At 70.0% G+C, this 22,912-nt stretch carries 25 protein-coding genes; 17 read left to right on the top strand and 8 right to left on the bottom strand.

The window, feature by feature from the left end; translation table 11 throughout:
• Positions 1–34 precede the first annotated feature (34 nt).
• Positions 35–583 carry an NUDIX hydrolase gene (locus tag EV670_RS16705; protein WP_130434245.1) on the bottom strand — a complete coding sequence of 183 codons (549 nt, stop codon included), beginning with the start codon at positions 581–583 and terminating at the stop codon, positions 35–37.
• Positions 584–712: 129 nt separating this feature from the next.
• Between EV670_RS16705 and EV670_RS16700 the strand changes: the two genes are divergently transcribed.
• The 3 genes from EV670_RS16700 to pgeF all read left to right on the top strand — a co-directional run bounded on the left by EV670_RS16700 (position 713) and on the right by pgeF (position 2,895).
• A complete protein-coding gene (locus EV670_RS16700; RefSeq protein ID WP_130434243.1) occupies positions 713–1,408 on the top strand; it encodes a fumarylacetoacetate hydrolase family protein in 696 nt (231 codons plus the stop codon).
• Positions 1,409–1,419: 11 nt separating this feature from the next.
• Positions 1,420–2,061, top strand: a complete 642-nt coding sequence (gene maiA / locus EV670_RS16695; protein ID WP_130434241.1) for a maleylacetoacetate isomerase — start codon at positions 1,420–1,422, stop codon at positions 2,059–2,061.
• A gap of 93 nt (positions 2,062–2,154) precedes the next feature.
• Positions 2,155–2,895, top strand: a complete 741-nt coding sequence (pgeF, locus tag EV670_RS16690) for a peptidoglycan editing factor PgeF (protein WP_130434239.1) — start codon at positions 2,155–2,157, stop codon at positions 2,893–2,895.
• On the opposite strand, the gene EV670_RS16685 is transcribed toward pgeF, so the two are convergent.
• Positions 2,800–3,105 carry a hypothetical protein gene (locus tag EV670_RS16685; protein ID WP_130434237.1) on the bottom strand — a complete coding sequence of 102 codons (306 nt, stop codon included), beginning with the start codon at positions 3,103–3,105 and terminating at the stop codon, positions 2,800–2,802. The two genes, pgeF and EV670_RS16685, sit on opposite strands and share 96 nt — an antisense overlap.
• Before the next feature lie 161 nt (positions 3,106–3,266).
• Here EV670_RS16685 and EV670_RS16680 point away from each other — a divergent pair, with 161 nt between their 5' ends.
• From EV670_RS16680 to phbB, 3 genes are read left to right on the top strand one after another with little or no spacing between them, the layout of a single operon-like run.
• Positions 3,267–4,943 carry a PHA/PHB synthase family protein gene (locus tag EV670_RS16680; RefSeq protein ID WP_130434235.1) on the top strand — a complete coding sequence of 559 codons (1,677 nt, stop codon included), beginning with the start codon at positions 3,267–3,269 and terminating at the stop codon, positions 4,941–4,943.
• 41 nt (positions 4,944–4,984) lie between these two features.
• Entirely contained in the window at positions 4,985–6,166 is a 1,182-nt protein-coding gene (locus EV670_RS16675; RefSeq protein ID WP_130434233.1) for an acetyl-CoA C-acetyltransferase, read from the top strand.
• Between the two features lie 32 nt (positions 6,167–6,198).
• Positions 6,199–6,945, top strand: a complete 747-nt coding sequence (phbB, locus tag EV670_RS16670) for an acetoacetyl-CoA reductase (protein WP_130434231.1) — start codon at positions 6,199–6,201, stop codon at positions 6,943–6,945.
• Positions 6,946–7,086: 141 nt separating this feature from the next.
• Here phbB and EV670_RS16665 read toward each other — a convergent pair whose 3' ends face one another.
• The 3 genes from EV670_RS16665 to lexA all read right to left on the bottom strand — a co-directional run bounded on the left by EV670_RS16665 (position 7,087) and on the right by lexA (position 8,625).
• Complete coding sequence (locus EV670_RS16665; protein ID WP_130434230.1) at positions 7,087–7,404, bottom strand: hypothetical protein; 318 nt, start codon at positions 7,402–7,404, stop codon at positions 7,087–7,089.
• Between the two features lie 122 nt (positions 7,405–7,526).
• Positions 7,527–7,889 (bottom strand): helix-hairpin-helix domain-containing protein, encoded by a 363-nt coding sequence (locus EV670_RS16660; protein WP_242617021.1) that lies wholly within the window; start codon positions 7,887–7,889, stop codon positions 7,527–7,529.
• Between the two features lie 46 nt (positions 7,890–7,935).
• Positions 7,936–8,625: a transcriptional repressor LexA gene (lexA, locus tag EV670_RS16655; RefSeq protein WP_130434229.1), complete on the bottom strand. Its 690-nt coding sequence runs from the start codon at positions 8,623–8,625 to the stop codon at positions 7,936–7,938.
• Positions 8,626–8,756: 131 nt separating this feature from the next.
• Here lexA and EV670_RS16650 point away from each other — a divergent pair, with 131 nt between their 5' ends.
• Both EV670_RS16650 and EV670_RS16645 read left to right on the top strand, forming a co-directional pair.
• Positions 8,757–9,680, top strand: coding sequence for an asparaginase (locus EV670_RS16650; protein ID WP_341274612.1), 924 nt, complete (start codon positions 8,757–8,759; stop codon positions 9,678–9,680).
• Entirely contained in the window at positions 9,677–10,153 is a 477-nt protein-coding gene (locus tag EV670_RS16645) for a DUF6152 family protein (RefSeq protein WP_130434225.1), read from the top strand. Before EV670_RS16650 ends, EV670_RS16645 begins: the two co-directional genes overlap by 4 nt.
• Here EV670_RS16645 and EV670_RS16640 read toward each other — a convergent pair.
• The 3 genes from EV670_RS16640 to ygfZ are packed head-to-tail and all read right to left on the bottom strand — an operon-like array spanning position 10,126 to position 12,214.
• A complete protein-coding gene (locus EV670_RS16640) occupies positions 10,126–10,947 on the bottom strand; it encodes an NRDE family protein (protein WP_130434223.1) in 822 nt (273 codons plus the stop codon). The genes EV670_RS16645 and EV670_RS16640 overlap by 28 nt on opposite strands.
• Positions 10,935–11,243, bottom strand: coding sequence for a DUF4936 family protein (locus EV670_RS16635; RefSeq protein ID WP_130434221.1), 309 nt, complete (start codon positions 11,241–11,243; stop codon positions 10,935–10,937). The genes EV670_RS16640 and EV670_RS16635 overlap by 13 nt, the downstream gene beginning before the upstream one ends.
• Entirely contained in the window at positions 11,240–12,214 is a 975-nt protein-coding gene (gene ygfZ, locus EV670_RS16630; protein ID WP_130434219.1) for a CAF17-like 4Fe-4S cluster assembly/insertion protein YgfZ, read from the bottom strand. Before ygfZ ends, EV670_RS16635 begins: the two co-directional genes overlap by 4 nt.
• Positions 12,215–12,269: 55 nt before the next feature.
• Between ygfZ and mltG the strand changes: the two genes are divergently transcribed.
• The 9 genes from mltG (at position 12,270) to EV670_RS16585 (ending at position 22,849) form a co-directional block, all read left to right on the top strand.
• Positions 12,270–13,295: an endolytic transglycosylase MltG gene (gene mltG, locus EV670_RS16625; protein WP_130434217.1), complete on the top strand. Its 1,026-nt coding sequence runs from the start codon at positions 12,270–12,272 to the stop codon at positions 13,293–13,295.
• Positions 13,292–13,942 carry a dTMP kinase gene (gene tmk, locus EV670_RS16620; protein ID WP_130434215.1) on the top strand — a complete coding sequence of 217 codons (651 nt, stop codon included), beginning with the start codon at positions 13,292–13,294 and terminating at the stop codon, positions 13,940–13,942. Before mltG ends, tmk begins: the two co-directional genes overlap by 4 nt.
• Positions 13,943–13,955: 13 nt before the next feature.
• The gene (locus EV670_RS16615; protein WP_130434213.1) at positions 13,956–15,050 is read left to right on the top strand and encodes a DNA polymerase III subunit delta'; all 1,095 of its coding nucleotides are present in this window, start codon (positions 13,956–13,958) and stop codon (positions 15,048–15,050) included.
• A 22-nt stretch (positions 15,051–15,072) separates the two neighbouring features.
• Entirely contained in the window at positions 15,073–15,459 is a 387-nt protein-coding gene (locus EV670_RS16610) for a PilZ domain-containing protein (protein ID WP_130434212.1), read from the top strand.
• A 64-nt stretch (positions 15,460–15,523) separates the two neighbouring features.
• A complete protein-coding gene (locus tag EV670_RS16605) occupies positions 15,524–16,309 on the top strand; it encodes a TatD family hydrolase (RefSeq protein ID WP_130434210.1) in 786 nt (261 codons plus the stop codon).
• Between the two features lie 66 nt (positions 16,310–16,375).
• Positions 16,376–17,005, top strand: a complete 630-nt coding sequence (locus tag EV670_RS16600; RefSeq protein ID WP_130434208.1) for an ankyrin repeat domain-containing protein — start codon at positions 16,376–16,378, stop codon at positions 17,003–17,005.
• Between the two features lie 391 nt (positions 17,006–17,396).
• Positions 17,397–18,173 carry a translesion DNA synthesis-associated protein ImuA gene (imuA, locus tag EV670_RS16595; RefSeq protein ID WP_130434206.1) on the top strand — a complete coding sequence of 259 codons (777 nt, stop codon included), beginning with the start codon at positions 17,397–17,399 and terminating at the stop codon, positions 18,171–18,173.
• On the top strand, positions 18,100–19,608 hold the full coding sequence (locus tag EV670_RS16590) for a Y-family DNA polymerase (protein ID WP_130434204.1): 1,509 nt from the start codon (positions 18,100–18,102) through the stop codon (positions 19,606–19,608). The genes imuA and EV670_RS16590 overlap by 74 nt, the downstream gene beginning before the upstream one ends.
• Positions 19,609–19,624: 16 nt before the next feature.
• Complete coding sequence (locus tag EV670_RS16585) at positions 19,625–22,849, top strand: error-prone DNA polymerase (protein ID WP_130434202.1); 3,225 nt, start codon at positions 19,625–19,627, stop codon at positions 22,847–22,849.
• Positions 22,850–22,912: the final 63 nt, after the last annotated feature.

The raw sequence follows: 22,912 nt of genomic DNA, 5'->3' as shown, positions 1-22,912 counted from the left end.
GGTCGGCCGGCGGCCAACGCCGTGGTCAGCGGATTCAGCCCACGTCGAGGCAGTGCAGCTCAAATCGCTCGCGCCTTCGATCGTCGAAGAAGCAGCGCAGCGTCTCGCGCACGGTGCGAAAGGCGAGCAGGTCCCACGGGATCTCGCCTTCGCTGAAAAGGCGCGCCTCCAGCGATTCGGCCCCCGGCAGGAAGTTCGGGTCGAGCAGGCGGGCGCGATAGAAAAGGTGGACCTGGCCGACCCGCGTGACGTTGATCACCGTGTAGAGCCCCTGCAGATCGATGCGCGCGCCGGCCTCTTCGTCGGTTTCGCGCAGTGCTCCCTGCTCGGTGGTCTCGCCGAGCTCGAGAAATCCGGCCGGCAGCGTCCACAGCCCGTAGCGCGGCTCGATGGCGCGCTTGCAGAGCAGCACGCGGTCCTCCCATACCGGCAGCGTGCCGACCACGTTGATCGGGTTCTGGTAGTGGACGGTTGCGCAGGCCGGGCAGACCGCCCGCTCGCGGTTGTCGTCGGCCGGGACCCGGTACTCGACCGCAGTGCCGCAAGCCCGGCAATGCTGGATCGCGCGCGGGTTGAAAAGCATGCGTCCAGTGTAGCGGCCGGGGCCTTTCGTCCCTGCCGCGCGGCAAGCCGCGAACTCATGCTTCGACGCGTGGCATCATCGATCCGTCATCGTTCACGTGCGCGGTCCGAAACGGGCCGTTCGGTCTTCATGAGCTTCGTCCTGCCTGCACCCGTTCCTGCCAGCGTGCCCATCAGCGGCAGTGCCGAGCGCTTCGCGGTTCGCCGCATCTACTGCGTCGGGCGCAACTACGCCGCGCACCAGGTGGAGATGGGGGGTACCGGTCGCGAGGCGCCGTTCTTCTTCGGCAAACCGGCCGACGCACTGCTGCCGGCGGCCGAGGGCGAAGTCGCGCGCATGCCCTATCCGAGCCAGACCGCCGACCTGCATCACGAGGTCGAGCTGGTGGTTGCGATCGGACAGGGCGGCCGCGACATCCCCGTTGCCCGCGCGCTCGAGCATGTCTGGGGCTACGCCGTCGGCCTCGACATGACGCGCCGCGACCGCCAGGCCGAGGCCAAGAAGGAAGGCCGACCGTGGGACGTGGCCAAGGGCTTCGACCATTCGGCGCCGATCGGCGCGCTGAGTCCGGCCTCGGCGGTGCCTGCCATCCAGCGTGCAGCGATCACGCTCACGGTCGATGGCAAGCCGCGCCAGGCCAGCGGCATCGACCGCATGATCTGGAGCGTGCCCGAGATCATCGAACACCTCTCGGCCGCCTTCGCGCTCGCGCCGGGCGACCTCATCTACACCGGCACGCCCGAGGGTGTCGCGGCGGTCGTGGCCGGCAACCGGCTCGAGGCACGCATCGACGGGCTGGCGCCGCTGGTGGTCGACATCATCTGAGCGGGTCCGCGATGGAGCTCTACAGCTACTGGCGCTCGTCGGCCTCGTTCCGGGTGCGCATCGCGCTCGCGCTGAAGGGCCTGGCCTTCGACTACCGCCCGGTCCACCTGGTGAAGAACGAGCAGCTCGGCGCGGCCTTCGGGGCGCTGTCGAAGACCGGTCTGGTGCCACTGCTGATCGATGGCGAGGCCTCGATCGGCCAGTCGCTGGCGATCATCGAGTACCTTGACGAGCAGTACCCCGAACCCAGCCTGCTGCCGGGCGATGCCGCGGACCGGGCCCGGATCCGCTCGCTGGCGCTCGACATCGCCTGCGAGATCCATCCGCTCAACAACCTGCGCGTGCTGCGCTACCTGGTCAAGGAGATCGGCGCCAGCGAGGAGGCCAAGAACGCCTGGTACCGGCATTGGGCCGAGAGCGGCCTGGCTGCGGTCGAACGCCGGCTCGCCGGCGAGTCGCAGACCGGCCGCTTCTGTCACGGCGACACGCCGACGCTGGCCGACTGCACGCTGGTGCCGCAGATCTTCAACGCGCAGCGCTTCGACTGCGAACTCGGCTCGATGCCGACCGTGATGCGCGTTTTCGCCAACTGCATGGCGCTGCCCGCCTTCCAGGCGGCGCAGCCCTCGGCTTGCCCGGATGCGGAGGCCTGATTGGTTGTCCGGCGCAGCAAGATGGCGTTGCCCGGAGCGGCTCATCCGCAGTGGTTGCGCCCCGATTTCGGCATCGCCGGGGTTGGTGCGTTGATGAGCACGCGGGCCGGAGGCGTCAGCCGCGGCGCGCTGGCCGAGCTCAATCTCGGCACCGCGGTCGGCGACGACGCCGACGCGGTTGCGGAGAACCGGCGCCGCTTTGCGCGCGCGCTCGGGGGCGTACCGATCTTCCTGAGCCAGGTGCATGGCACCCGCGTCGTGCGGCTCGGCGCGGCCGAGGCAGAGGCCGCGCGCGAGGGCGCGGCAGCTATCGAGGCCGATGCATGCTTCACCACGGAAGGCGGCATTGCCTGCGTGGTCCAGATCGCCGACTGCCTGCCCGTGCTGCTGGCGGCGCCAGGGCAACGCGGCGTGGCGGCCGCGCACGCCGGCTGGCGTGGCCTGAGCGCCGGCGTGCTGGAAGCCTGCGCCACCGAACTGGCCTCGGCCAGCCGCTGCGAGTTGCGCGAGTTGCAGGCCTGGCTCGGGCCGTGCATCGGGCCGCGCCAGTTCGAGGTCGGTGCCGACGTGCTGGCGGGATTCGGCGTCGATTCGGGACAGGCGCATCCGCGCTTCGTCGCGCGGCCGCAGGAGCCTGGCAAATGGCTGGCCGACCTGGCCGGGCTGGCAGCAGATCGGCTGACGGCACTCGGCCTCACGACGGTGCAGGCCGACGGCAGTTGCACCGTCGAGGACGACTCAAGGTTCTTTTCGTTCCGGCGCGACCGGCCCGGCTTCGGCAACAGCGGCCGCCTCGCCGCCGCGATCTGGATCGACCGCCGGGCCGGTCGGTGAAGCCGCCGCCGCATCCGCCTCGCGCTCGGCGAGCTTGCGCGCCCGCCGCCGCGCAGGCGTGGCGAAGAGGTACATCAGCAGCGCCACCGGCGCCAGGCCGTAGAGCAGGAAGGTGAAGACCGCGCCGAGCAGGCTGCCCTGAACACTGGTGGCCTCGACCACCGCCATCATCAGCGCCACATAGAGCCAGGCAATCGCCACCAGGTACATCGTCGATGCGCGAAGCGCCGGTTGTGATTTCGCAAAGGGTTCGCATGCACTCGATGGTCTGATCGGGCGTTGCGCAGGAAGACGTGAAGCTCGTCACGTTCGGCGCGGATAATGCACCACAGACGCGACCACCGCCGAGTCGCCAAGCCCGAGACAAGCTTATGCCAGACGCGAAATCTCCATGGACGCCGCCCGAGTTCGGCGCCTTGCCACAGATGGCGGCGCAGAGCCTGCCGCAGATGCTGCAGGCCATGACCGGCCTGGGCTTCGCCGGCAGCGGCCTGCTGCAGTTGCAGCAGGACTACCTGCGCGACGCGGCCGCGCTCTGGAACGAGGCCACCCATGCCGCCGACCAGGAGCCGCCGAAGGCGCCCGCCGATCGCCGCTTTGCTGCCGCCGACTGGGCCGGTCATCCGAGTTCGGCCTTCCTGGCCGGCATGTACCTGCTCAACGCTCGTACCCTGCTGGCCATGACCGACGAGGTCCAGGCCGACGAGAAGACGCGCCAGCGGCTGCGCTTCGCCGTGCAGCAGTGGATCGACGCAGCCTCGCCGTCGAACTACCTGGCGCTCAATCCCGAAGCCCAGCGCAAGGCGATCGAGACCAAGGGCCAGAGCATTGCCCAGGGCATGCAGCACCTGCTGCACGACCTGCGCCAGGGCCACATGTCGCAGACCGATGAGAGCCTGTTCGAGGTCGGCCGCAACGTGGCCACGACCGAAGGCTCGGTGGTGTTCGAGAACGAGCTGTTCCAGCTCATCGAATACAAGCCACTGACGGCCAAGGTGCATGCGCGGCCGCTGCTGATCGTGCCGCCCTGCATCAACAAGTTCTACATCCTCGACCTGCAGCCGCAGAACTCGCTGGTGCGCCATGCACTGGAGCAGGGCCAGCGGGTCTTCCTGCTGAGCTGGGTCAATGCCGACGAATCGATCGAGCACAAGACCTGGAACGACTACATCGAGGACGCCGCGATCCGCGCGATCGACGAAGTGCGCGCCATCAGCAAGCAGGAGACGATCAACACGCTGGGCTTCTGCATCGGCGGCACGATCCTCGCCACCGCACTGGCGGTGCAGGCCGCGCGCGGCGAGCGGCCGGCGCAGAGCATGACGCTGCTGACGGCCTTTCTCGACTTCTCGGACACCGGCGTGCTCGACCTCTTCGTCGACGAGCAGATGGTCGCGCTGCGCGAGATGAGCCTCGGCCAGGGCGGCCTGCTCAAGGGCCAGGAACTGGCTTCGACCTTCAGCTTCCTGCGTTCCAACGACCTGGTCTGGAACTACGTGGTCGGCAACTACCTCAAGGGCGAGACGCCGCCGCCCTTCGACCTGCTGTACTGGAACTCCGACTCGACCAACCTGCCGGGGCCGATGTACTGCTGGTACCTGCGCAACACCTATCTCGAGAACAACCTGGTCGAGCCGGGCAAGGTCAAGGTCTGCGGCCAGCCGGTGGACCTTGGCGCGATCGACGTGCCGACTTTCATGTACGCCTCGCGCGAGGACCACATCGTCCCGTGGAAGAGTGCCTACCTGAACACCAAGGTGCTGAGCAACAAGCTCAGCTTCGTGCTCGGGGCCTCGGGCCACATCGCCGGTGTCATCAATCCGCCGGGCGCCAAGAAGCGCAGCCACTGGACCAACGCCAAGCTGCCGGCCACGGCCGACGACTGGTTCAAGGGCGCCACCGAGCATCCCGGCAGCTGGTGGCCGGCCTGGGACAAGTGGCTGGCCGCACAGGCCGGCCCGCTGGTCGCGGCACCCAAGACCGCCGGAGACCGCAACCACAAGCCCATCGAACCCGCCCCCGGTCGCTACGTGAAGCAGCGCGCCTGAATCCTTGAGTCCCTGATCGTTTGAAGCAGAAGGAGCACACCATGAGCACAGACATCGTCATCGTCGCCGCAGCCCGCACCGCGGTCGGCAAGTTCGGCGGCACGCTGGCCAAGACCCCGGCGCCGGAGCTGGGCGCGGCCGTCGTCAAGGCGCTGCTGGAGCGCTCGGGCCTCACCGGCGAGCAGATCGGCGAGGTGATCCTCGGCCAGGTGCTGACCGCGGGCTCGGGCCAGAACCCGGCGCGCCAGACGGTGATCAAGGCCGGCCTGCCGCAGGCGGTGCCGGCGATGACGATCAACAAGGTCTGCGGCTCCGGCCTGAAGGCCGTGATGCTGGCGGCGCAGGCGATCCGCGACGGTGACTCCGAGATCGTGATCGCCGGCGGCCAGGAGAGCATGAGCCTGGCGCCCCACGTGCTGCCGAACTCGCGCGACGGCCAGCGCATGGGCGACTGGAAGCTGGTGGATTCGATGATCGTCGACGGCCTGTGGGACGTGTACAACCAGTTCCACATGGGCATCACCGCCGAGAACGTCGCCAAGAAGTACGGCATCACGCGCGAGCAGCAGGACGCGCTGGCGCTGGCCTCGCAGCAGAAGGCCGCCGCGGCGCAGGAAGGCGGGCGCTTCAAGGACGAGATCGTGCCGTTCTCGATCGCGCAGAAGAAGGGCGATCCGATCGTCTTTGCCGCCGACGAGTTCATCAACCGCAAGACCAGCCTCGAGGCCTTGGCCGGCCTGCGCCCGGCCTTCGACAAGGCCGGCAGCGTGACCGCCGGCAACGCCTCGGGCCTCAACGACGGCGCCGCCGGCGTGGTGGTGATGAGCGCCGCCAGGGCGCAGGCGCTCGGGCTCAAGCCGCTGGCGCGCATCGCCAGCTATGCCTCGGCCGGGCTCGATCCCGCCTTCATGGGCATGGGCCCGGTGCCGGCGGCACGCAAGGCGCTCGAGCGCGCCGGCTGGAAGCCGGCCGACCTCGACCTGCTCGAGATCAACGAGGCCTTCGCCGCGCAGGCCTGCGCCGTGCATCAGGAGATGGGCTGGGACACCAGCAAGGTCAACGTCAACGGCGGCGCGATCGCGATCGGCCACCCGATCGGCGCCTCCGGCTGCCGCATCCTGGTGACGCTGCTGCACGAGATGATCAAGCGCGACGCGAAGAAGGGCATCGCCTCGCTCTGCATCGGCGGCGGCATGGGCGTCGCGCTCACCGTCGAGCGCTGAGACCGGACCAACGACCACAAAGGAGACACGAAATGAGTGCAGGCAACGGAAAGCTGGCCTACGTCACCGGCGGCATGGGCGGCATCGGCACCTCGATGTGCCAGCGGCTGGCCAAGGAGGGCTTCAAGGTCATCGCCGGCTGCGGCCCGAGCCGCGACTTCAAGAAGTGGATCGACGAGCAAAAGGTGCTCGGCTACGAATTCCACGTCTCGGTCGGCAACGTGGCCGACTGGGACTCGACGGTCGAGGCCTTTGCCAAGGTCAAGGCCGAGCATGGCGTGGTCGACGTGCTGGTCAACAACGCCGGCATCACCCGCGACGGCCAGTTCCGCAAGATGAGCAAGGCCGACTGGCAGGCCGTGATGTCGACCAACCTCGACAGCATGTTCAACGTGACCAAGCAGGTCATCGACGGCATGCTCGACAAGGGCTGGGGCCGCGTCATCAACATCAGCTCGGTCAACGGCGAGAAGGGCCAGTTCGGCCAGACCAACTACTCGGCGGCCAAGGCCGGCATGCACGGCTTCACGATGGCGCTGGCGCAGGAAGTCGCGGCCAAGGGCGTGACGGTCAACACCATCAGCCCTGGCTACATCGCCACCGACATGGTCAAGGCGGTGCGCCAGGACGTGCTCGACAAGATCATCGCCGGCATCCCGGTCAAGCGCCTCGGCGAGCCGGAAGAGATCGCGTCGATCGTGGCCTGGCTGGCGAGCACCGAGTCCGGCTTCACGACCGGCGCCGACTTCTCGTGCAACGGCGGGCTGCACATGGGGTGAGGTGCCGAAGCGTCCGGGCGAGGGACCCCGCCGCTCTGCGGCGGGGATCGACCAGCGCAGGGACCGGGCGAGCGAACGGGGCCTTTCGGCCCCGTTTGCGAGAGGTGGAGTGTCAGCGAGCCGTGTCCACCAACCGACCGACTATCGCCCCGCCTCCGCCCTCGCCATGATCTCCAGCACCGCACACACCTGCGCCGGGCTGCCGCAGATCACCGCCCGCCGCCGATCCACCGGATCGACCCGCACATAGCTGCGCCGCGGCGCAGCCGGTCGTTGCGCCAACGCCGGCACCTTGAACGGCGTCACCGCGGCCCGGGCAGTTCGCGCCACCGCCGACCCCGGTCGCACGCCCGGCTGCCATCGCACGCCAGCACCGATCGGCGCCACCGCCGGCCCTTGGCCGAGCAACGCGGTCCGCATCCAGCGCTGCATCTGATTCACCATCAAGCTCATGCCCATTTCCGAATCTCCGTTGAAGCTTCGGCAGGATTGATCGTCGTCACGACGCCGGCCGCTGCGCAGGATGCGGCGTCGAAGGCTCGACGCCGATGCCCGCCACCCGCGGCGACCGGCATGTGGATTCAGCCGCTGCCGCTCATCGGGTGCGCCCTTGGCGCTGCGCGCCGTCCCTCCGAGAGGGAGTTCGCCCCTTCGGGCGGCCGGGCGGGGCTCATGCGCGTCTCGGCATCGGGCACCTGCCCGAAGGTCTGCTTGCGTCGCGCCGTGTAGGCCCACCAGGGCCTGGCCTCGGCGCCGTTCATGAAGTCGGTGGCGGCCATGAAGGTATCGAGCACGCAGGGATCCTGGCGCTGACCGCTGGCACAGCACAGATCGCAATAGAGCCCGAAGGCATCACAGCCGCGCAGTTGCGCCGGCTCGTGCACGCCGATCAGCCGCAGGTCAGCCGCGAGCGAGGCGCCGATGTTGGGAATCTGCTCGAGCACGGAGCAGTCCTCGGCGCGGGAAGCCTTGCGCAGCGCCACAGCCACCTCACATCAGCATCGTGTTGCGGATCAGGCCGACAGCGAGTCCTTCGAGTTCGAAGGGCTCGCTGTCGGCGGTGACGTGGATGGTCTGGAAGTCGGGGTTCTCGGGGATCAGCTCGATGCCGGCCTTGGTGCGACGGAAGCGCTTGACGGTGACCTCGTCGCCGATGCGCGCCACGACGATCTGCCCGTTCTTGGCCTCGCGCGCACTCTGCACCGCGAGCAGGTCGCCGTCGAGGATGCCGGCGTCGCGCATGCTCATGCCGCGCACCTTGAGCAGGAAGTCGGGCTTGCGCGGAAACATGCTGGCCTCGACCACGTAGCTCTGGTCGATGTGCTCCTGGGCCAGGATCGGACTGCCGGCAGCGACCCGGCCGACCAGCGGCAGCGTGAGCTGCGCCAGGCTCGGCAACGGCAGCGTGAACTGACGGCCGAGGCCGCTCAGGCGCGAAGCATTGAGCGCTCGAAGCGTGTCGCCGCGCAACCGGATGCCGCGCGAGGTGCCGCCAATCAGCTCGATCACGCCCTTGCGCGCCAGCGCCTGCAGATGCTCCTCGGCCGCGTTGGGAGAGCGGAAACCCAGTTCGGCCGCGATCTCGGCGCGGGTCGGCGGGGCGCCGCTGCGCTCGATGGCACTCTGGATCAGATCGAGGATCTGCTGCTGGCGGGCGGTGAGTTTCGGGCTATCTTCCACGGGGTCTCCAGTGGCCGGTTCGGCGCGCCCAATCAGGCAACGTTGAACTGAGCTTTTATCCAGTACCTGTATTTTCATCCAGTTCCATGACTTTGCCAAGTGCTGATTCAAGTCGACCGCAACAACTGGTCGTGCTGGGAACCGGGGGCACCATTGCCGGCAATGCCGCATCCGCCACCGACGCCACCGGCTATCGCGCGGCCGAGCGCGGCATTGAGGAGCTGATCGCCGCCTTGCCGGCGCTGGAGGGCCTGCGCATCGAGACCGAGCAGGTCGCCCAGATCGACAGCAAGAACATGTCGATCGCGATCTGGCAGCGGCTGGCGCGGGTCCTGGCCATGCATCTGGCCCGCCCCGAAGTAGGCGGCATCGTCGTCACCCATGGCAGCGACACGCTGGAGGAGACCGCGTACCTGCTGCAGCGCGTGCTGGCGCCGTCGAAGCCGGTGGTGCTGACCGCGGCGATGCGCCCGGCCACCTCGCTGCAGGCCGACGGTCCGCAGAACCTGCTCGACGCGATCATCGTCGCCGCCACGGCGGGCACGAGCGGCGTGCTGGCAGTGGTGGCCGGCCGCATCTGGAGCGGACTTGAACTGCGCAAGGTGCACGTGCTGCAACTCGACGCCTTCGACGCCGGCGATGCCGGCCCGATCGGCGCGGTCGAGGACGGCCGGATCCGGCTCTGGCGGCCGATGCCGGCCGGTGCACCGCTGGGCTTGGCGCGCATCGAGCGCGAGTCTTCGGGCTGGCCGCGGGTCGAGATCATCGCCAGCCACGCCGGCAGCGACGGCGCGATCGTCGACGCCGTGCTCGCCAAGCCGCAGCCGACGCCGCTGGCCGGGCTGGTCGTGGCCGGCACCGGCAACGCTACGCTGCACGCCGAACTCGAGGCCGCGCTCTGGCGCGCCCAGGCCGCCGGCGTTCGCGTCTGGCGTTGCAGTCGCACCGGCGCCGGGCCGGTGATCGTGCATGACGAGCGCATTCCGGCCGTCTCGCTGACGCCCTGGCAGGCGCGCGTGGCGCTGCAACTCGAACTGCTGGAGGGTGAAACATGAATATCTGCCGACGCACATTCCTGACCGGCTCGCTGGCGCTGCTGGCGCCCGGCCTCAGCCGCGCCCACCATGGCTGGAGTGGCTTCGATACCGCCAAGCCGCTCTACCTGGAGGGTCGCATCGCAGTCGTGAACTGGGCCAATCCGCACGCCACGCTCGAGGTCGAACCACGTCCGGGCCTGGTGCTGCCGGCCGACCTGGCGGCGCGTCCCCTTCCGGCACAGCAGTCGGCGGTCGACGGGGCGGCGATCCTGGGCAAGGCCAGGCTGCCCGCCAAGTCGGCGCCGCGCTGGACCATCGAGCTGGCGCCGTTGTCGCGCCTGGACGCGTGGCAGGTCAAGGCGCCCAAGGTGGGCGACGCGGTGTCGCTGGTCGGCTACGCGGCGCCCGGCGAGCAAGGGGCGCCAGTCATACGAGTCGAGTTCCTGTTCCTCGACGGCAAGGCCTACGGCTTGCGCTCGTCGCCGGCCTGAAGCAGCAGTTGCTCGCGCCGCTCGCCAGCGGCCTGGCCGGGATGCGCGTGGCTGCGCTCGACGACGGCGACGCGCAGTCCGCCGCCGGCGATGCGTTCGGCGATCAGCAGCGTCGAGCAACGGGTGCCGTAGCGGCCGTCCGGCGAGCGGATGAAGGCGGCCGAGAGCCAGCGCTCCACGTCCAGCGGCACGCCGGTCGTTGGCAGCTCGGCGTCGGTGGCCAGGCTCCGATCGGCCAGGGCCTCGAACAGCTCCGCCTCGAGTCGCTCGACGCCGTCGGCGCCGGCTGCGGCCTGTGCAAGGCGCGCTTTCAGCATTTCGACCTTGGGCCACGGTGCATCGAGCGCGGCGTTCGACAGCCCGTGGATGCCGGGCGCCAGCGATCGCGGCCGAGCCAGGTCGCTCGCCATCCAGCTGAACTCGTCGCGCGGAAGATCGGCGCAGATCAGGTTGAAACCGTTGAAGCGATCCGGCTGCAGCCGCGCCCAGAACGCGTCGGCCCCAGCGTCGTTGGCGAGCCAGTGCGGCACGATCGCACCGCGTGACTCGGCATCGGTGCGCTGCGCACCGGGTCGGCGGATGTTGGTCACCAGCGCGAGCCGTCCGCTGGCGTTGAGGCCAAGCCAGGTGCCGCCGCCGAGCAGGTCGCGCCCGGCCAGCAGCGGCCCCGCCTCGGGCCGCGGCGACCACCAGGCCAGCGGTAGCGCCGGGCGTTCGAAGAACTCGTCGCGGTTGGACGCCAGCACCAGCGGAAAGCGCTCGCTGGCGCCCAGGGCCAGCGCTACGAGGCACATGCGATGAAGTGCTCGCGCTGACGCGGGCCGATCGGCACGCCTGCGAAGGCGCTGGCTGCCGCGGCCTCGATCCGCGATTCGAGCATGGCGTCGATGCCGCCGACGCGGGTGTGGATCTCCATCCAGGTGTGCTCGCCCGCGCGCGGCTCGGGCCGGCGCAGCAGGCGCGAGTCCAGTCCCGGCGCGCTGTCTCGCAGCGCCTGCCACAGCCGGCCGAAGCCGGCCTGCACCGCCGCTGCCTCGGCCACTGGCGCGCGGTAGTAGAGGTAGAGCTCGACGGCGGGTGCCGTGCTCACGCCGCCGCGCCTTCCGCCTGTGGCAACGCATAGGGCAGGGCGCGCAGTTCCAGCTGCGGGCCATCGGCGGCGCGCAGGTGCAGCGTGCCGCCTTCGAGCGCCGCCAGCTTGAGCTCGACGATCGCGCTGAAGCCGTTGCCATCGGGCCGTGGCGCGGCGCAGGCCACCAGTCCGCTCGGTTGCAGCGGATCGGCGGACCAGAAGACCTCGTCACCGGCCTTCATCTCGGCCGCGCCGTCGAGCCGCTGCGCGCGGCGCTTGAGGGTGCCGCGGTACTGGCTGCGAGCGACGATCTCCTGGCCCGGATAGCAGCCCTTCTGGAAGTTCACGCCGCCGACCAGCTCGTAGTTCAGCATCTGCGGCACGAAGGCCTCGGCAGTGGCCGCCATCACCGGCGCCACGCCGCTGGCGACTTCGAGCCAGGCCCAGTTCTGAGCTGACAGCGCGGGCAAAGCGGCGAGCAGCGCCTCGGCCTGCGTCGGCGGGCCGATCCACAGCGCGCGCGGCTGGCCGGCACCATCGGGCAGGCGCACGACGCTGGCCTCGCCCAGATCCCGCTTGCCCCAGGCCGGCAAGGCCTGGGCCTCGACCACCGCCAGCGCCGAGCCGGCCAAGCCCAGCGTGACCAGCGTGCTGCCGGCGTCCTCGAGCTTCGCCTTGGCGCGCAGCACAAACATCGACAGGCGCTTGAGCGTGCTCGCGAGCAGGTCGGCGCGCAGGCTCAGCCAGAGTTCCTCGGGCCCGCGCTTGAAGCCGACCAGGCTGGCCAGCATGCGGCCCTTGACGTTGCAGTACGCCGCGAGCCGGGCGCGTTGCAGCTCGAGCAGCGTGAAGTCGTTGCTGAGCTGGCCGTGCAGGAAGGCGGCACCGTCGGCGCCGCGCACCGTGATCACGCCAAGCGCGTCGAGTTTCAGGGCGCCCGAAAGCGTTGCGGCGAGCGTTTGGTCAAGGTCGTGCTGGCTTGGGTTCATCCGCAAATTATGATCAGCCCATGCAAGGACCAAGAACAGCAGGGCGATCCCACCGATGCGAAGACTGAACCGACCGCGTGCGGCCGGTGGTGTGCGGACGCTGCTGCTGATCCTGCTGGCGCTGGCCGCCGGGCTGGTTGCGGCCGGCGCCTGGTGGCTGCAGCGCCCGCTCGACCTGGCTGCCGACAGTGTCGAGCTCTCGATCGCCCCCGGCACCGCGCCGCGCGAGATCGCCCGCGGCTGGGTCGCTGCCGGCGTGCAGACATCGCCCGAGTTGCTGTACCAGTGGTTCCGCTGGTCGGGGCAGGCGCGCCAGATCCGCGCCGGCAGCTACGAGATCGGTCGCGGCACGACGCCGCGCCAGTTGCTGCAGAAGATGGTGCGCGGCGACGAGACCATGGCCACGGTGCGCCTGATCGAGGGCTGGAACTTTCGCCAGTTCCGTGCCGAACTGGCCAAGGCCGAGGCATTGAAGGCCAGCACCGCGGCGATGAGCGAGGCCGAGTTGATGGCCGCGATCGGCGCACCCGGCCAGTCGCCCGAGGGCCGCTTCTTTCCCGACACCTATGCCTACAGCAAGGGCACGAGCGACCTCGCGGTGCTCAAGCGCGCGCACCGCGCGATGCAGCAACGGCTCGATGCCGCCTGGGCCCAGCGCGCACCCGACACGCCGCTGAAGAGCCCGGACGAGGCGCTGATCCTGGCCTCGATCGTCGAGAAGGAAACCGGGGCCGCGGCCGACCGCGGCAAGGTGGCCGGCGTGTTCGCCAACCGGCTGCGCATCGGCATGCCGCTGCAGACCGACCCGACGGTGATCTACGGCCTCGGCGAGGGCTTCGACGGCAACCTGCGCAAGCGCGACCTGCTCGCCGATGGCCCCTACAACACCTACACCCGCGGCGGGCTGCCGCCGACGCCGATCTCGATGCCGGGCGAGGCCTCGCTGAAGGCCGCGCTGAAGCCGGATCCGACCCGGGCCCTGTACTTCGTGGCGCGCGGCGACGGCAGCAGCGAATTCAGCGAGTCGCTCGAGCAGCACAATCGCGCCGTCAACCGCTATCAGCGAGGGCAGGGCAAGTGAGTGGCAGGCAAGCAGAGGCGGGCGGCGGGCGTTTCCTGAGCTTCGAGGGTATCGACGGCGCCGGCAAGTCCAGCCACATCGAAACGGTGGCCGAACGCTGGCGCGCACAAGGCCTGGAGGTGCTGTGCACCCGCGAACCGGGCGGCACCGGACTGGCCGAGACGCTGCGCGAACTGGTGCTGCACCAGCCGATGGACGCGCTGACCGAGGCGCTGCTGGTCTTTGCCGCCCGGCGCGACCACCTGCAGCGCCAGGTCGAGCCGGCGCTGGCACGCGGCGCGGCGGTGCTGTGCGACCGCTTCACCGACGCCACCTTTGCCTATCAGGGCGCGGGGCGCGGCTTCGACCCCGCCGTGCTGGCCGTCCTCGAGCGCTGGGTCCAGCAGGACGCCCAGGGCCGGCTGCGCGAGCCGCAGCTGACGCTGTGGTTCGACATCGATCCCGCGCTGGCCGCGCAGCGGCTGGCGGCGGCGCGCGTTCCCGATCGCTTCGAGCGGCTCGACGGCGCCTTCTTCGAGCGCGTGCGCGGCGGCTATGCCGAGCGCGCTGCGGCCGCGCCGCAGCGCTTCGTGCGGATCGACGCCGCGCAGCCGCGCGACGCGGTGGCGGCCCAGGTGCAGCAGGCGCTGGCGGCGCGTGGCTGGTGAGCCCGGACCGGCGATGAGCGAGACGACCGAAAGCCCCTCCCTGCTGCCCTGGCTGGCGGCGCCCTTCGCGCGCGCGCTGGCGCTGGAACGCGCATCGGCACTGCTGGTGCATGGTCCGGCCGGCGTCGGCCAGTTCGAGCTGGCGCTGGCGCTGGCCGCTGCCTGGCTGTGCGAGACGCCGCTTGCCGAGCGTGCCGAGGCGCCGCCCGGGCTGGCCTGCGGCCATTGCGCGAGTTGCCGGCTGATCGCCTCTCGCACGCACCCGGACCTGCTGGTGCTGGTGCCCGAGGTGCTGCAGCAGGCGCTGGGCTGGACCGGCGACGAGGCAGAGACGGCGGGCGAGGGCGGCAGCGCCAAGAGCGCCAAGCCGAGCAAGGAGATCAAGGTCGAGGCGCTGCGCCGGGTGGTTGCCTTCTCGCAGCAGACACCGGCGCGCGGCGGGCTCGATCGCCGCACCAAGGTGGTCGTGATCCACCCGGCCGAACGCATGAACGGCATCACCGCCAACACGCTGCTGAAGACGCTCGAGGAGCCGCCCGGCGGGCTGCGCTTCGTGCTGTCGAGCGCGGCGCCGGCGCGCCTGTTGCCGACCGTGCGCAGCCGCTGCCATGCGCTGCCGCTGACGGTGCCGCCGGGCGATCAGGCCGCGGCCTGGCTGGGCGGGCAGGGCATCGATGCTCCGGCGGTGCTGCTGGCCGCGGCCGGCGGCCAACCGCTGGAGGCGCTCGATCGCCACGCGATTGGCGTCAGCACCGCGGCCTGGCGTGCGCTGCCGGGCGAGATCCGCGCCGGCCGGGCCGGCGCCGCGGCCGACTGGCCGCTGCCGGTGCTGATCGACGCGCTCGCCAAGCTCTGCGACGACGCGCTGCGGGTCGCGGTCGGCGCCGCCCCGCGCTTCTTCGAGGCCGAACTGCTGCCGCCCGGCGGCGATCTGGACCGGCTCAACGCCTGGGCCACGGCGCTGCGCGAGGCTGCCCGGCGCGCCGAACACCCATGGCACGCGGGCCTGGCGACCGAGGCGCTCGTGTTGCAGGCGCGACATGCGCTGTACGGTGATTCGACATCACAGGGCGGTCCGCGCAGGCGCTTGGCTACACTTGACCCATGAGCCTTCATTCGTCTGCCCGGCCATGAGCGAACTCAATGTGCGTGCCGCCGCTTCCGGCTCGGCCGCCGCTGCGCGGCCGAGCGTGATCCAGCTCGTGTTCCGCGAGAAGGGTGCGCTCTACGCCGCCTACATCCCGCTGTTCGCCGACGGCGGGCTGTTCGTGCCGACCACCCGCGAGTACCGGCTCGGCGACGACATCTACTTGCTGCTGTCGCTGCCCGAAGACCCCCAGCGTTACCCGGTGGCCGGCAAGGTCGGCTGGATCACCCCGGCCAATGCCTCCGGCGGCCGCACCCAGGGCGTCGGCGTGCGGTTCCCGAACGACGAGAAGACGCGCATCCTGAAGCTGAAGATCGAAGAGATCCTCGGTACCTCGATTTCCTCGTCGAAGCCGACCCAGACCATCTGAGTTCGGCTCCGCGGGCACCCGCAGAGACGGCGCCCGCCCGGCCCGATCCGCAGCCCGCCCCGCGATGTACGTCGACTCCCACTGCCACCTCACGTTCGCCGAACTGCAAGCCGATCTGCCTGCGGTGCTGGCCGCGATGCACGCTGCGCGCGTCGACACCGCGCTGACGATCTGCACCACGCTCGAAGAGGCCGACCAGGTCCAGGCGCTGGCCGCCGTGCACCCTCGGCTCTGGGCCACTGCCGGCGTTCATCCCGACAACGAGGGCGTGCAGGAACCCTCGCTCGACGATCTGCTGCGGCTGGCGGCGCGCCCGAAGGTGGTCGGCATCGGCGAGACCGGGCTCGACTACTACCGGCTCAACGGCCGTTCGGTGGCCGAGATGGAATGGCAGCGCGAGCGATTTCGCGTCCACATCCGCGCCGCCCGCCAGACCGGGTTGCCGCTGGTGATCCACACCCGCAGCGCCTCGGACGACACGCTGGCGATCCTGCGCGAGGAGGGCGGCGGGGCGGTGAGCGGCGTCTTCCACTGCTTCACCGAGACGCGCGAAGTGGCCCGCGCCGCGCTCGAACTCGGCTTCATGATCTCCTTCTCCGGCATCCTGACCTTCAAGAACGCGCTCGAGTTGCATGAAGTCGCCCGCGAAGTGCCGCTCGATCGCTGCCTGATCGAGACCGACAGCCCGTACCTGGCGCCGGTGCCGTATCGCGGCAAGAGCAACCAGCCGGCTTACGTGACCCATGTGGCGTCTCGGCTGGCGGCACTGAAGAACCTGAGCGTGGAAGAGGTCGCCACCGCGACGACGGACAACTTCCACCGGCTGTTTCGGGTGCCGCCGAGCGTGTAGTGATTCTCCACGGCCGCTTGGGCAGGCGACGGACTTGTAGCAATGCTCCACAACTGAAAGCGAAGCATGCGATTAGTGCTCTATCTGGTTGTCGCTCTAGCGTCTTTTTCGGCAGCGGCTGGTTCCTACGAGGATTTCTTTCGGGCCCTGATCCGCAACGACGGGCCGGCGGCGATCAAACTGATCGACCGCGGTTTCGATGCCAACGCACGCTACGAGGATGGCCAGCCGGGACTGATCGTGGCGCTGCGGGCCGAGTCCGACGATGCGGCGCTCGCGTTGGCGCGTGACGCGCGCGTCGACCCCAACGTGCGCAACCGGGCCGGCGAGACGCCGGTGCTGTGGGCAGCGCTGCGCAATCAGTTGTCCGTGCTACAGGCGCTCGTGGCACGCGGCGGCGTGTTGCAGCCGGAGGGCTGGACACCACTGCATTACGCGGCCTCCGGCAATGCGCCGGAAGCGACGCGTTGGCTCTTGAGCCAGCGCGTGGCGGTCGATCCGCGCGCGCCCAACGGCCGCACGCCGCTGATGCAGGCGACACGCTTCGCCGACGAACAGATCGTCGACGAGTTGCTGGCGGCGGGAGCGGACCTGAAACTCGTTGACCAAGCTGGCAGCAGCGCCATCGATGGCGCGCGATCGGTCGGTCGCGACAACCTGGCCGATCGACTCGAGGCAAGAGCGAAGAAGCGCTGAGGCTTCGGGTGGGAGCCTTCTTGCTGGATCATGACCCATTTAATACCGCGCTAATGTATATTATGTTAACTAAATAATGCAGAAGAGAGCGAGAACGCATTGAAGGCGTCGGGGTAGCCACCCTCCCTCTGCAGAGTGCTCCCACTGGTCGAGGGCGGGCGGCCCATCCAGAACGCTGCAGGGGCCTCAAATCAGCATTGAGATGGAACGCGGATCAGGAGAAGGCGAGAAAGTACCTTCTGAAGATCGAGTAAGTCACTGTCAGTAAACAGGTAAGTTCTCCTGGAACCACAAGAGACTGCTTCCAGGGAAGAAGGTCGATTTGACTGGCGTACTGGATATAAATACAGTACTACTCCGGTCCACCCATGGACGCGGCACCAGCGAGTCCATGTCGTCCTCCCTTGCGCTCCTCGATCATCACGGCCCGCCGACCATGGCGCCGCTGTGGCGTGCCGATCGGATGGTGATGAACGCCCCGCCCGGCCTGCCCAGCGGTCACGCCGCGCTCGATGCGCAACTGCCCGGAGGCGGCTGGCCAGCCACCGGATTGAGCGAGTTGCTGGGCGAAGCCGGCCTCGGTGAACTGCGCCTGTTGAGGCCGTTGATGCAAAAGCTGGCCGCGCAGCAGCAGCGCGAACTGCTCTGGATCGCGCCGCCCGGTTTGCTGCCCAGCGCTGCGGCCTTCGAGGCGCTCGGTCTGCCCCTGGCCTCGCTGCTGTGGGTCGAGCCGCGTTCGAGTGCCGACGCCGCCTGGGCCGTCGAACAGGCCCTGCGTGGCGGTGCGGCGGCGCTCGTGCTGTGGTGGTGCCAGGTAGCCACCACCGCCACGCTGCGACGCCTGCACCTGGCCGCCCAGGACGTACCGCTGTTCCTGCTCGGGCCACCTGCCTGGCGCGAGCGCAGCAGCCCGGCGCCGTTGCGCATCGCCTGCCGGGCCGAGGCCGACGGACGGCTCGCGCTCGACATCTTCAAGCGCCGCGGGCCGCCGCTGGGCAAGCCGCTGTCCCTCGACCTGCCTTGGCCGGTCGGTGCCAAGCGGCCGGCGGCGCTGCCGCCGCGCATCCATCCCACCGTTCTTCCGGTTGCTTCCCATGCTGTGGCTGGCCGTCGATCTGCCACTGTTGCCGCTGCAAGCCCTGCCCTGGCCGTCGCAACCGGGGCTTGAGGCGGCGGCGACCTTGCCGCTGGCGGTGGTCGAGCACAGGCGCGTGCTCGCGGCCAACCGCTGCGCGCACGGACTCGGGGTGAGTCCTGGCGCGAACCTGGCGGCCGCGCTGGCACTGGCGCCGACGCTGCAGGTGCGGGAACGCAGTCCGCAACAGGAGTCGGCCTGTGTCGAGCGCCTGGCGCTGGCCCTGGGCGCCCTGAGTCCGCGGCTTTACCTGCAGGCGAGCGGCGTGCTGGTCGAGGTGCAGGGCTCGCTGCGCCTGTTCGGCGGCATCCGGCGCCTGCTGTGGCGGGCGCAGGAACTGGTCGAAAGCTGCGGCTTGCATCCCGTGATGGCGCTGGCGCCCACCGCCGGCGCAGCTTGGCTGCTGGCTGGACAGGGCGCCGGACGTCGCCGCAGCCTCCACGCCAGCAGCATGGTGCGCCTGCTCGACGCATTGCCGGCGCAGCGACTGGCGCGTCTGCTCGAACTGACGCCGCAGCAGCAGGATCTGCTGCAGATGCTCGGCTGCGACCGTCTGGGCGAATTGCGCGCCCTGCCGCGCGCCGGCCTGCGCAAGCGGATCGGCGCGCCGCTGGTCGATGCCCTGGCCCGGGCCTATGGCGAGGCGCCCGATCCACGGACCTGGTTCGAGCCGCCCGAACGCTTTTCGCTCGAGGTCGAACTGCCGCATCGGGCCGACGATGCACACGCGCTCGAGGCGGCGCTGGCGCCGTTGCTGCAGGCTCTGGTCGGCTGGTTGCATCTGCGTTGGCAGGCGGCAAGCGTCCTGCGGCTGCGCCTGGTGCACGACGGCGGCCGCCACGCCCGGCCCGATACCGAACTGCGGCTGCAACTGGGTGCCCCGGTGCGCGATGCGGCGCACCTGGCGCTGCTGTGGCGCGAGCGGCTGCAGCGCCAGGCGCTGGCGGCGCCGGTCTACCGGCTCGGCCTGGCGCTCGACGAATCGGTGCAGCATGCGGGCGTGGCGGGCGAGTTGCTGCCTTCGGTGACGCAGGATGCGCAAGCGCGCTCGGCGCTGCTCGACCGGCTGCGTGCGCGCCTGGGTGCCGAGCGCGTGCGACGCCTGGAGCCGCTGGCCGATCACCGGCCCGAGCGGGCGCAGCGCTGGGTCGAGGCCACGCTGGCCGCAGTGCCGGCGCGGACATCGACCGGCACCACCGCCCCGCCCCGCCCGCTGTGGCTGCTCGACCCGCCGCAACCGCTGGCGCTGGACGCGCAGGAGCGGCCGCTGCTCGACGGCGGCGCCCTGCACCTGCTCTCGCGTGCCGAGCGCATCGAGGCCGGCTGGTTCGACGGTGCGCCGGTGCGGCGCGACTACCACGTGGCGTTCACCGCGCGGCATCGGCTGTGCTGGGTCTACCGCGAGAGGCGCGACGTGGTCGCGTCAGCGCGCAACGGCGGCTGGTTCCTGCACGGCTGGTTTGCCTGATTTCGCCAAAGCCGACATGCCGCAACCCGCCCATCCCAAGGAGCCGCGCCCGGTCGCGCCGGTACTGCCGCCGGTGGCCACCGTGCCGTCCGGCCTGCCGGCCTACGCCGAGTTGCATTGCCGCTCCAACTTCAGCTTTCTCACCGGCGCCTCGCATCCGGAGGAACTGGTCGCGCGTGCGGCCCAACTCGGCTATGCGGCGCTGGCGATCACCGACGAATGCTCGCTGGCCGGCGTGGTGCGTGCGCACGAGGAGGTCAAGCAGCAGCGCGCGGCGACCATCGCGGAGGGCGAAGCAGACCCCGCCCTGCAACTGATCATCGGCAGCGAATTCCGCCTCGCGGGCCATGGCGAATCACCCGGCTGTCGCCTGGTGCTGCTGGCGATGAATCGCGAGGGCTACGCCCAGCTCGGCGCGCTGATCACGCTCGGCCGTTGCCGCAGCGAGAAGGGCAGCTACCGGCTGTCGCTGGCCGACATCGACACCAGCCCCCTGCCCGACTGTCTGGCGCTGCTGATCCCGCGCCGTGAGGATGATGCGAGCACCCTGATCGCCCAGGCACGCTGGCTGGCTGCCCGCTTTGGCCTTGAGCGGGCCGCGATTGCCGTCGAGTTGCTGCTGCGGGCCGACGACGGGCCGCTGCTCGAGCGGCTGCAAGCGGCCAGCCAGGTCACTGCCCTGCCCCTGGCTGCCGCCGGCGACGTGCTGATGCACCTGCGCTCGCGAAAGGCATTGCAAGACACGCTGACGGCGATCCGCCTGAAAACGCCACTGGTCGACTGTGGTCTGGCGCTGATGCCCAACGCCGAGCAGCACCTGCGCCCGCTGCTCACGCTGGCGCGGCTCTACCGACCCGAATGGCTGCAGACCAGCGTGGACTTCGCGCGGCGCTGCAACTTCTCGCTCGCCGAGCTGCGCTACGAATACCCGCAGGAGATCGTGCCGGCCGGCGCCACGCCCACCAGCTACCTGCGTGCGCAAACACTGGCCGGCGCGCAGTGGCGCTATCCGCAGGGTCTGCCGGACAAGGTGCGGGCGCAGATCGAGCAAGAGCTGGCGCTGGTGGCCGAACTGGGCTACGAGGCCTTCTTTCTCACCGTCCACGACATCGTCAACTTCGCGCGCGGCGAGGGCATCCTGTGCCAGGGCCGCGGCTCGGCCGCCAACTCGGTGGTCTGCTACTGCCTGGGCATCACCGAGGTCGATCCCGAACAGTCCCACCCGCTGCTCGCGCGCTTCCTGAGCCGCGAGCGCCGTGAGCCGCCGGACATCGACGTCGATTTCGAGCACGAGCGGCGCGAGGAGGTCATCCAGTACATCTACCGCAAGTACGGTGCGAGCCGTACCGCGCTGGCCGCGGCACTCGCCACCTACCGGGTGCGCAGCGCGGTGCGCGACGTCGGCAAGGCGCTCGGCATGGACGAGCAGCGCATCGACCGCCTCGCACGCAGCCACCAGTGGTTCGACAGCCGCGAGCAGCTCAACGAACGCCTGGCCGAGGCCGGCTTCGACATCGATTCGCCGGTCACGCGCCTGTGGCTCGCACTCACCACGCAGTTGCTCGGCTTTCCGCGCCATCTCTCGCAGCACGTGGGCGGCTTCGTGATCGCGCGCGACGCGCTCTCGCGGATGGTGCCGATCGAGAACGCGAGCATGCCGAACCGAAAGGTCATCCAGTGGGACAAGGACGGCCTCGAATCGCTCGGCCTGCTCAAGGTCGACGTGCTGGCGCTGGGCATGCTGAGCGCGCTGCGGCGCTCGCTCGACCTGATCAACACCTGGCGCGGTCGCCGCTGGACGCTGCAGGACATCCCTCGTGACGACAAGGCCACCTACGCGATGATCTGCAAGGCCGACACCGCCGGCGTGTTCCAGATCGAGAGCCGGGCCCAGCAGAGCATGCTGCCGCGGCTGCGCCCCGAGAAGTTCTACGACCTCGTGGTCGAGGTCGCGATCGTGCGGCCGGGCCCGATCAAGGGCGGCATGGTGCATCCCTACCTGAAGCGTCGGCAGAAGCTGGAGCCCTCGAAATCACCCAAGCCTGAACTCGACCCGGCCCTCGAGCGCACGCTCGGCGTGCCGATCTTCCAGGAACAGGTGATGCAGGTCTGCATGATCGCCGCCGGCTTCAGCGGCGACGAGGCGGATGCACTGCGCCGCTCGATGGCGGCCTGGCAGCGCAAAGGCGGCGTGCACCACTTCCAGGACCGGGTGATCGGCGGCATGGTTCGCAACGGCTACGAGTTGGCCTTTGCCGAGCAGATCTTCAAGCAGATAACGGGCTTCGGCGATTACGGCTTTCCGGAAAGTCATGCCTACGGTTTTGCGCTGCTGGCCTACCTCAGCGCCTGGCTCAAGTGCCACGAGCCGGCGATCTTCTGCTGCGCGCTGCTCAACTCGCAGCCGATGGGCTTCTACTCGCCCTCGCAACTGGTGCAGGACGCCCGTCGCCATGGCATCGAGGTGCGGCCGATGGACGTGGCGGCCAGCGACTGGGATTGCACGCTCGAGGCACCCGACGACAGCGGGACTCAGCCTGCGGTCCGCCTTGGCCTGCGCCTGGTCAGCGGCCTTTCGCGGACGGTGGCCGAGCGCATCGTGCAGGCACGCGAGGCTGGATCCTTTGCCTCGCTGCCCGAACTGGCGCAGCGTGCCGGTCTCGAGCCAGCCGAGCTACAGACGCTGGCCCGCGCCGATGCGCTGAAGTCGCTGGCCGGCCATCGCCGCCAGCAGGTCTGGGGTGCGGCCGGCGAGCAGCGCTCGACGCGCCTGCTGAAGGAGGCGCCAGCGCCGGAGGCCGTGCTCGAGCTGCCGGCGGCGCCCGAGGGCAAGGAGATCACGCTCGACTACGCCGCCACGGGGCTCACGCTGCGCCGCCACCCACTGGCGCTGCTGAGGCCACGGCTGGCACGCCGTCGCTGGCGCAGCGCCGATGAACTGATCGGCCTGCACGATGGTGCCTTTGCCTGGGCCTGCGGCATCGTCGTGACGCGCCAGCAGCCCGAGACCGCCAACGGCACCATCTTCGTGACGCTCGAGGACGAGACCGGCAGCGTCAACGTGATCGTCTGGAAACGGGTGCGCGAGACGCAGCGCCAGGCGCTGCTGGCCTCGCGACTGCTGGCGGTGGCCGGGCAGTGGCAGACCACGGACGGCGTGAGCCATCTGGTCGCGCGGCGGCTGGTCGATGTGACGGCGTGGCTGGGGCCGCTGGGCACCAGCTCACGCGACTTTCACTAGACCATGCCACTCGCGGAGCTCGGGTCCTTCACCCCGTCCAGGTCCGAACTCTCGGGCTTGGAG

Source organism: Rivibacter subsaxonicus (assembly GCF_004217215.1).
Classification (GTDB): Bacteria; Pseudomonadota; Gammaproteobacteria; order Burkholderiales; family Burkholderiaceae_C; genus Rivibacter; species Rivibacter subsaxonicus.
The sequence above is the reverse complement of the archived record's forward strand: the minus strand, read 5'-3'. Positions and strand labels throughout refer to the sequence as shown.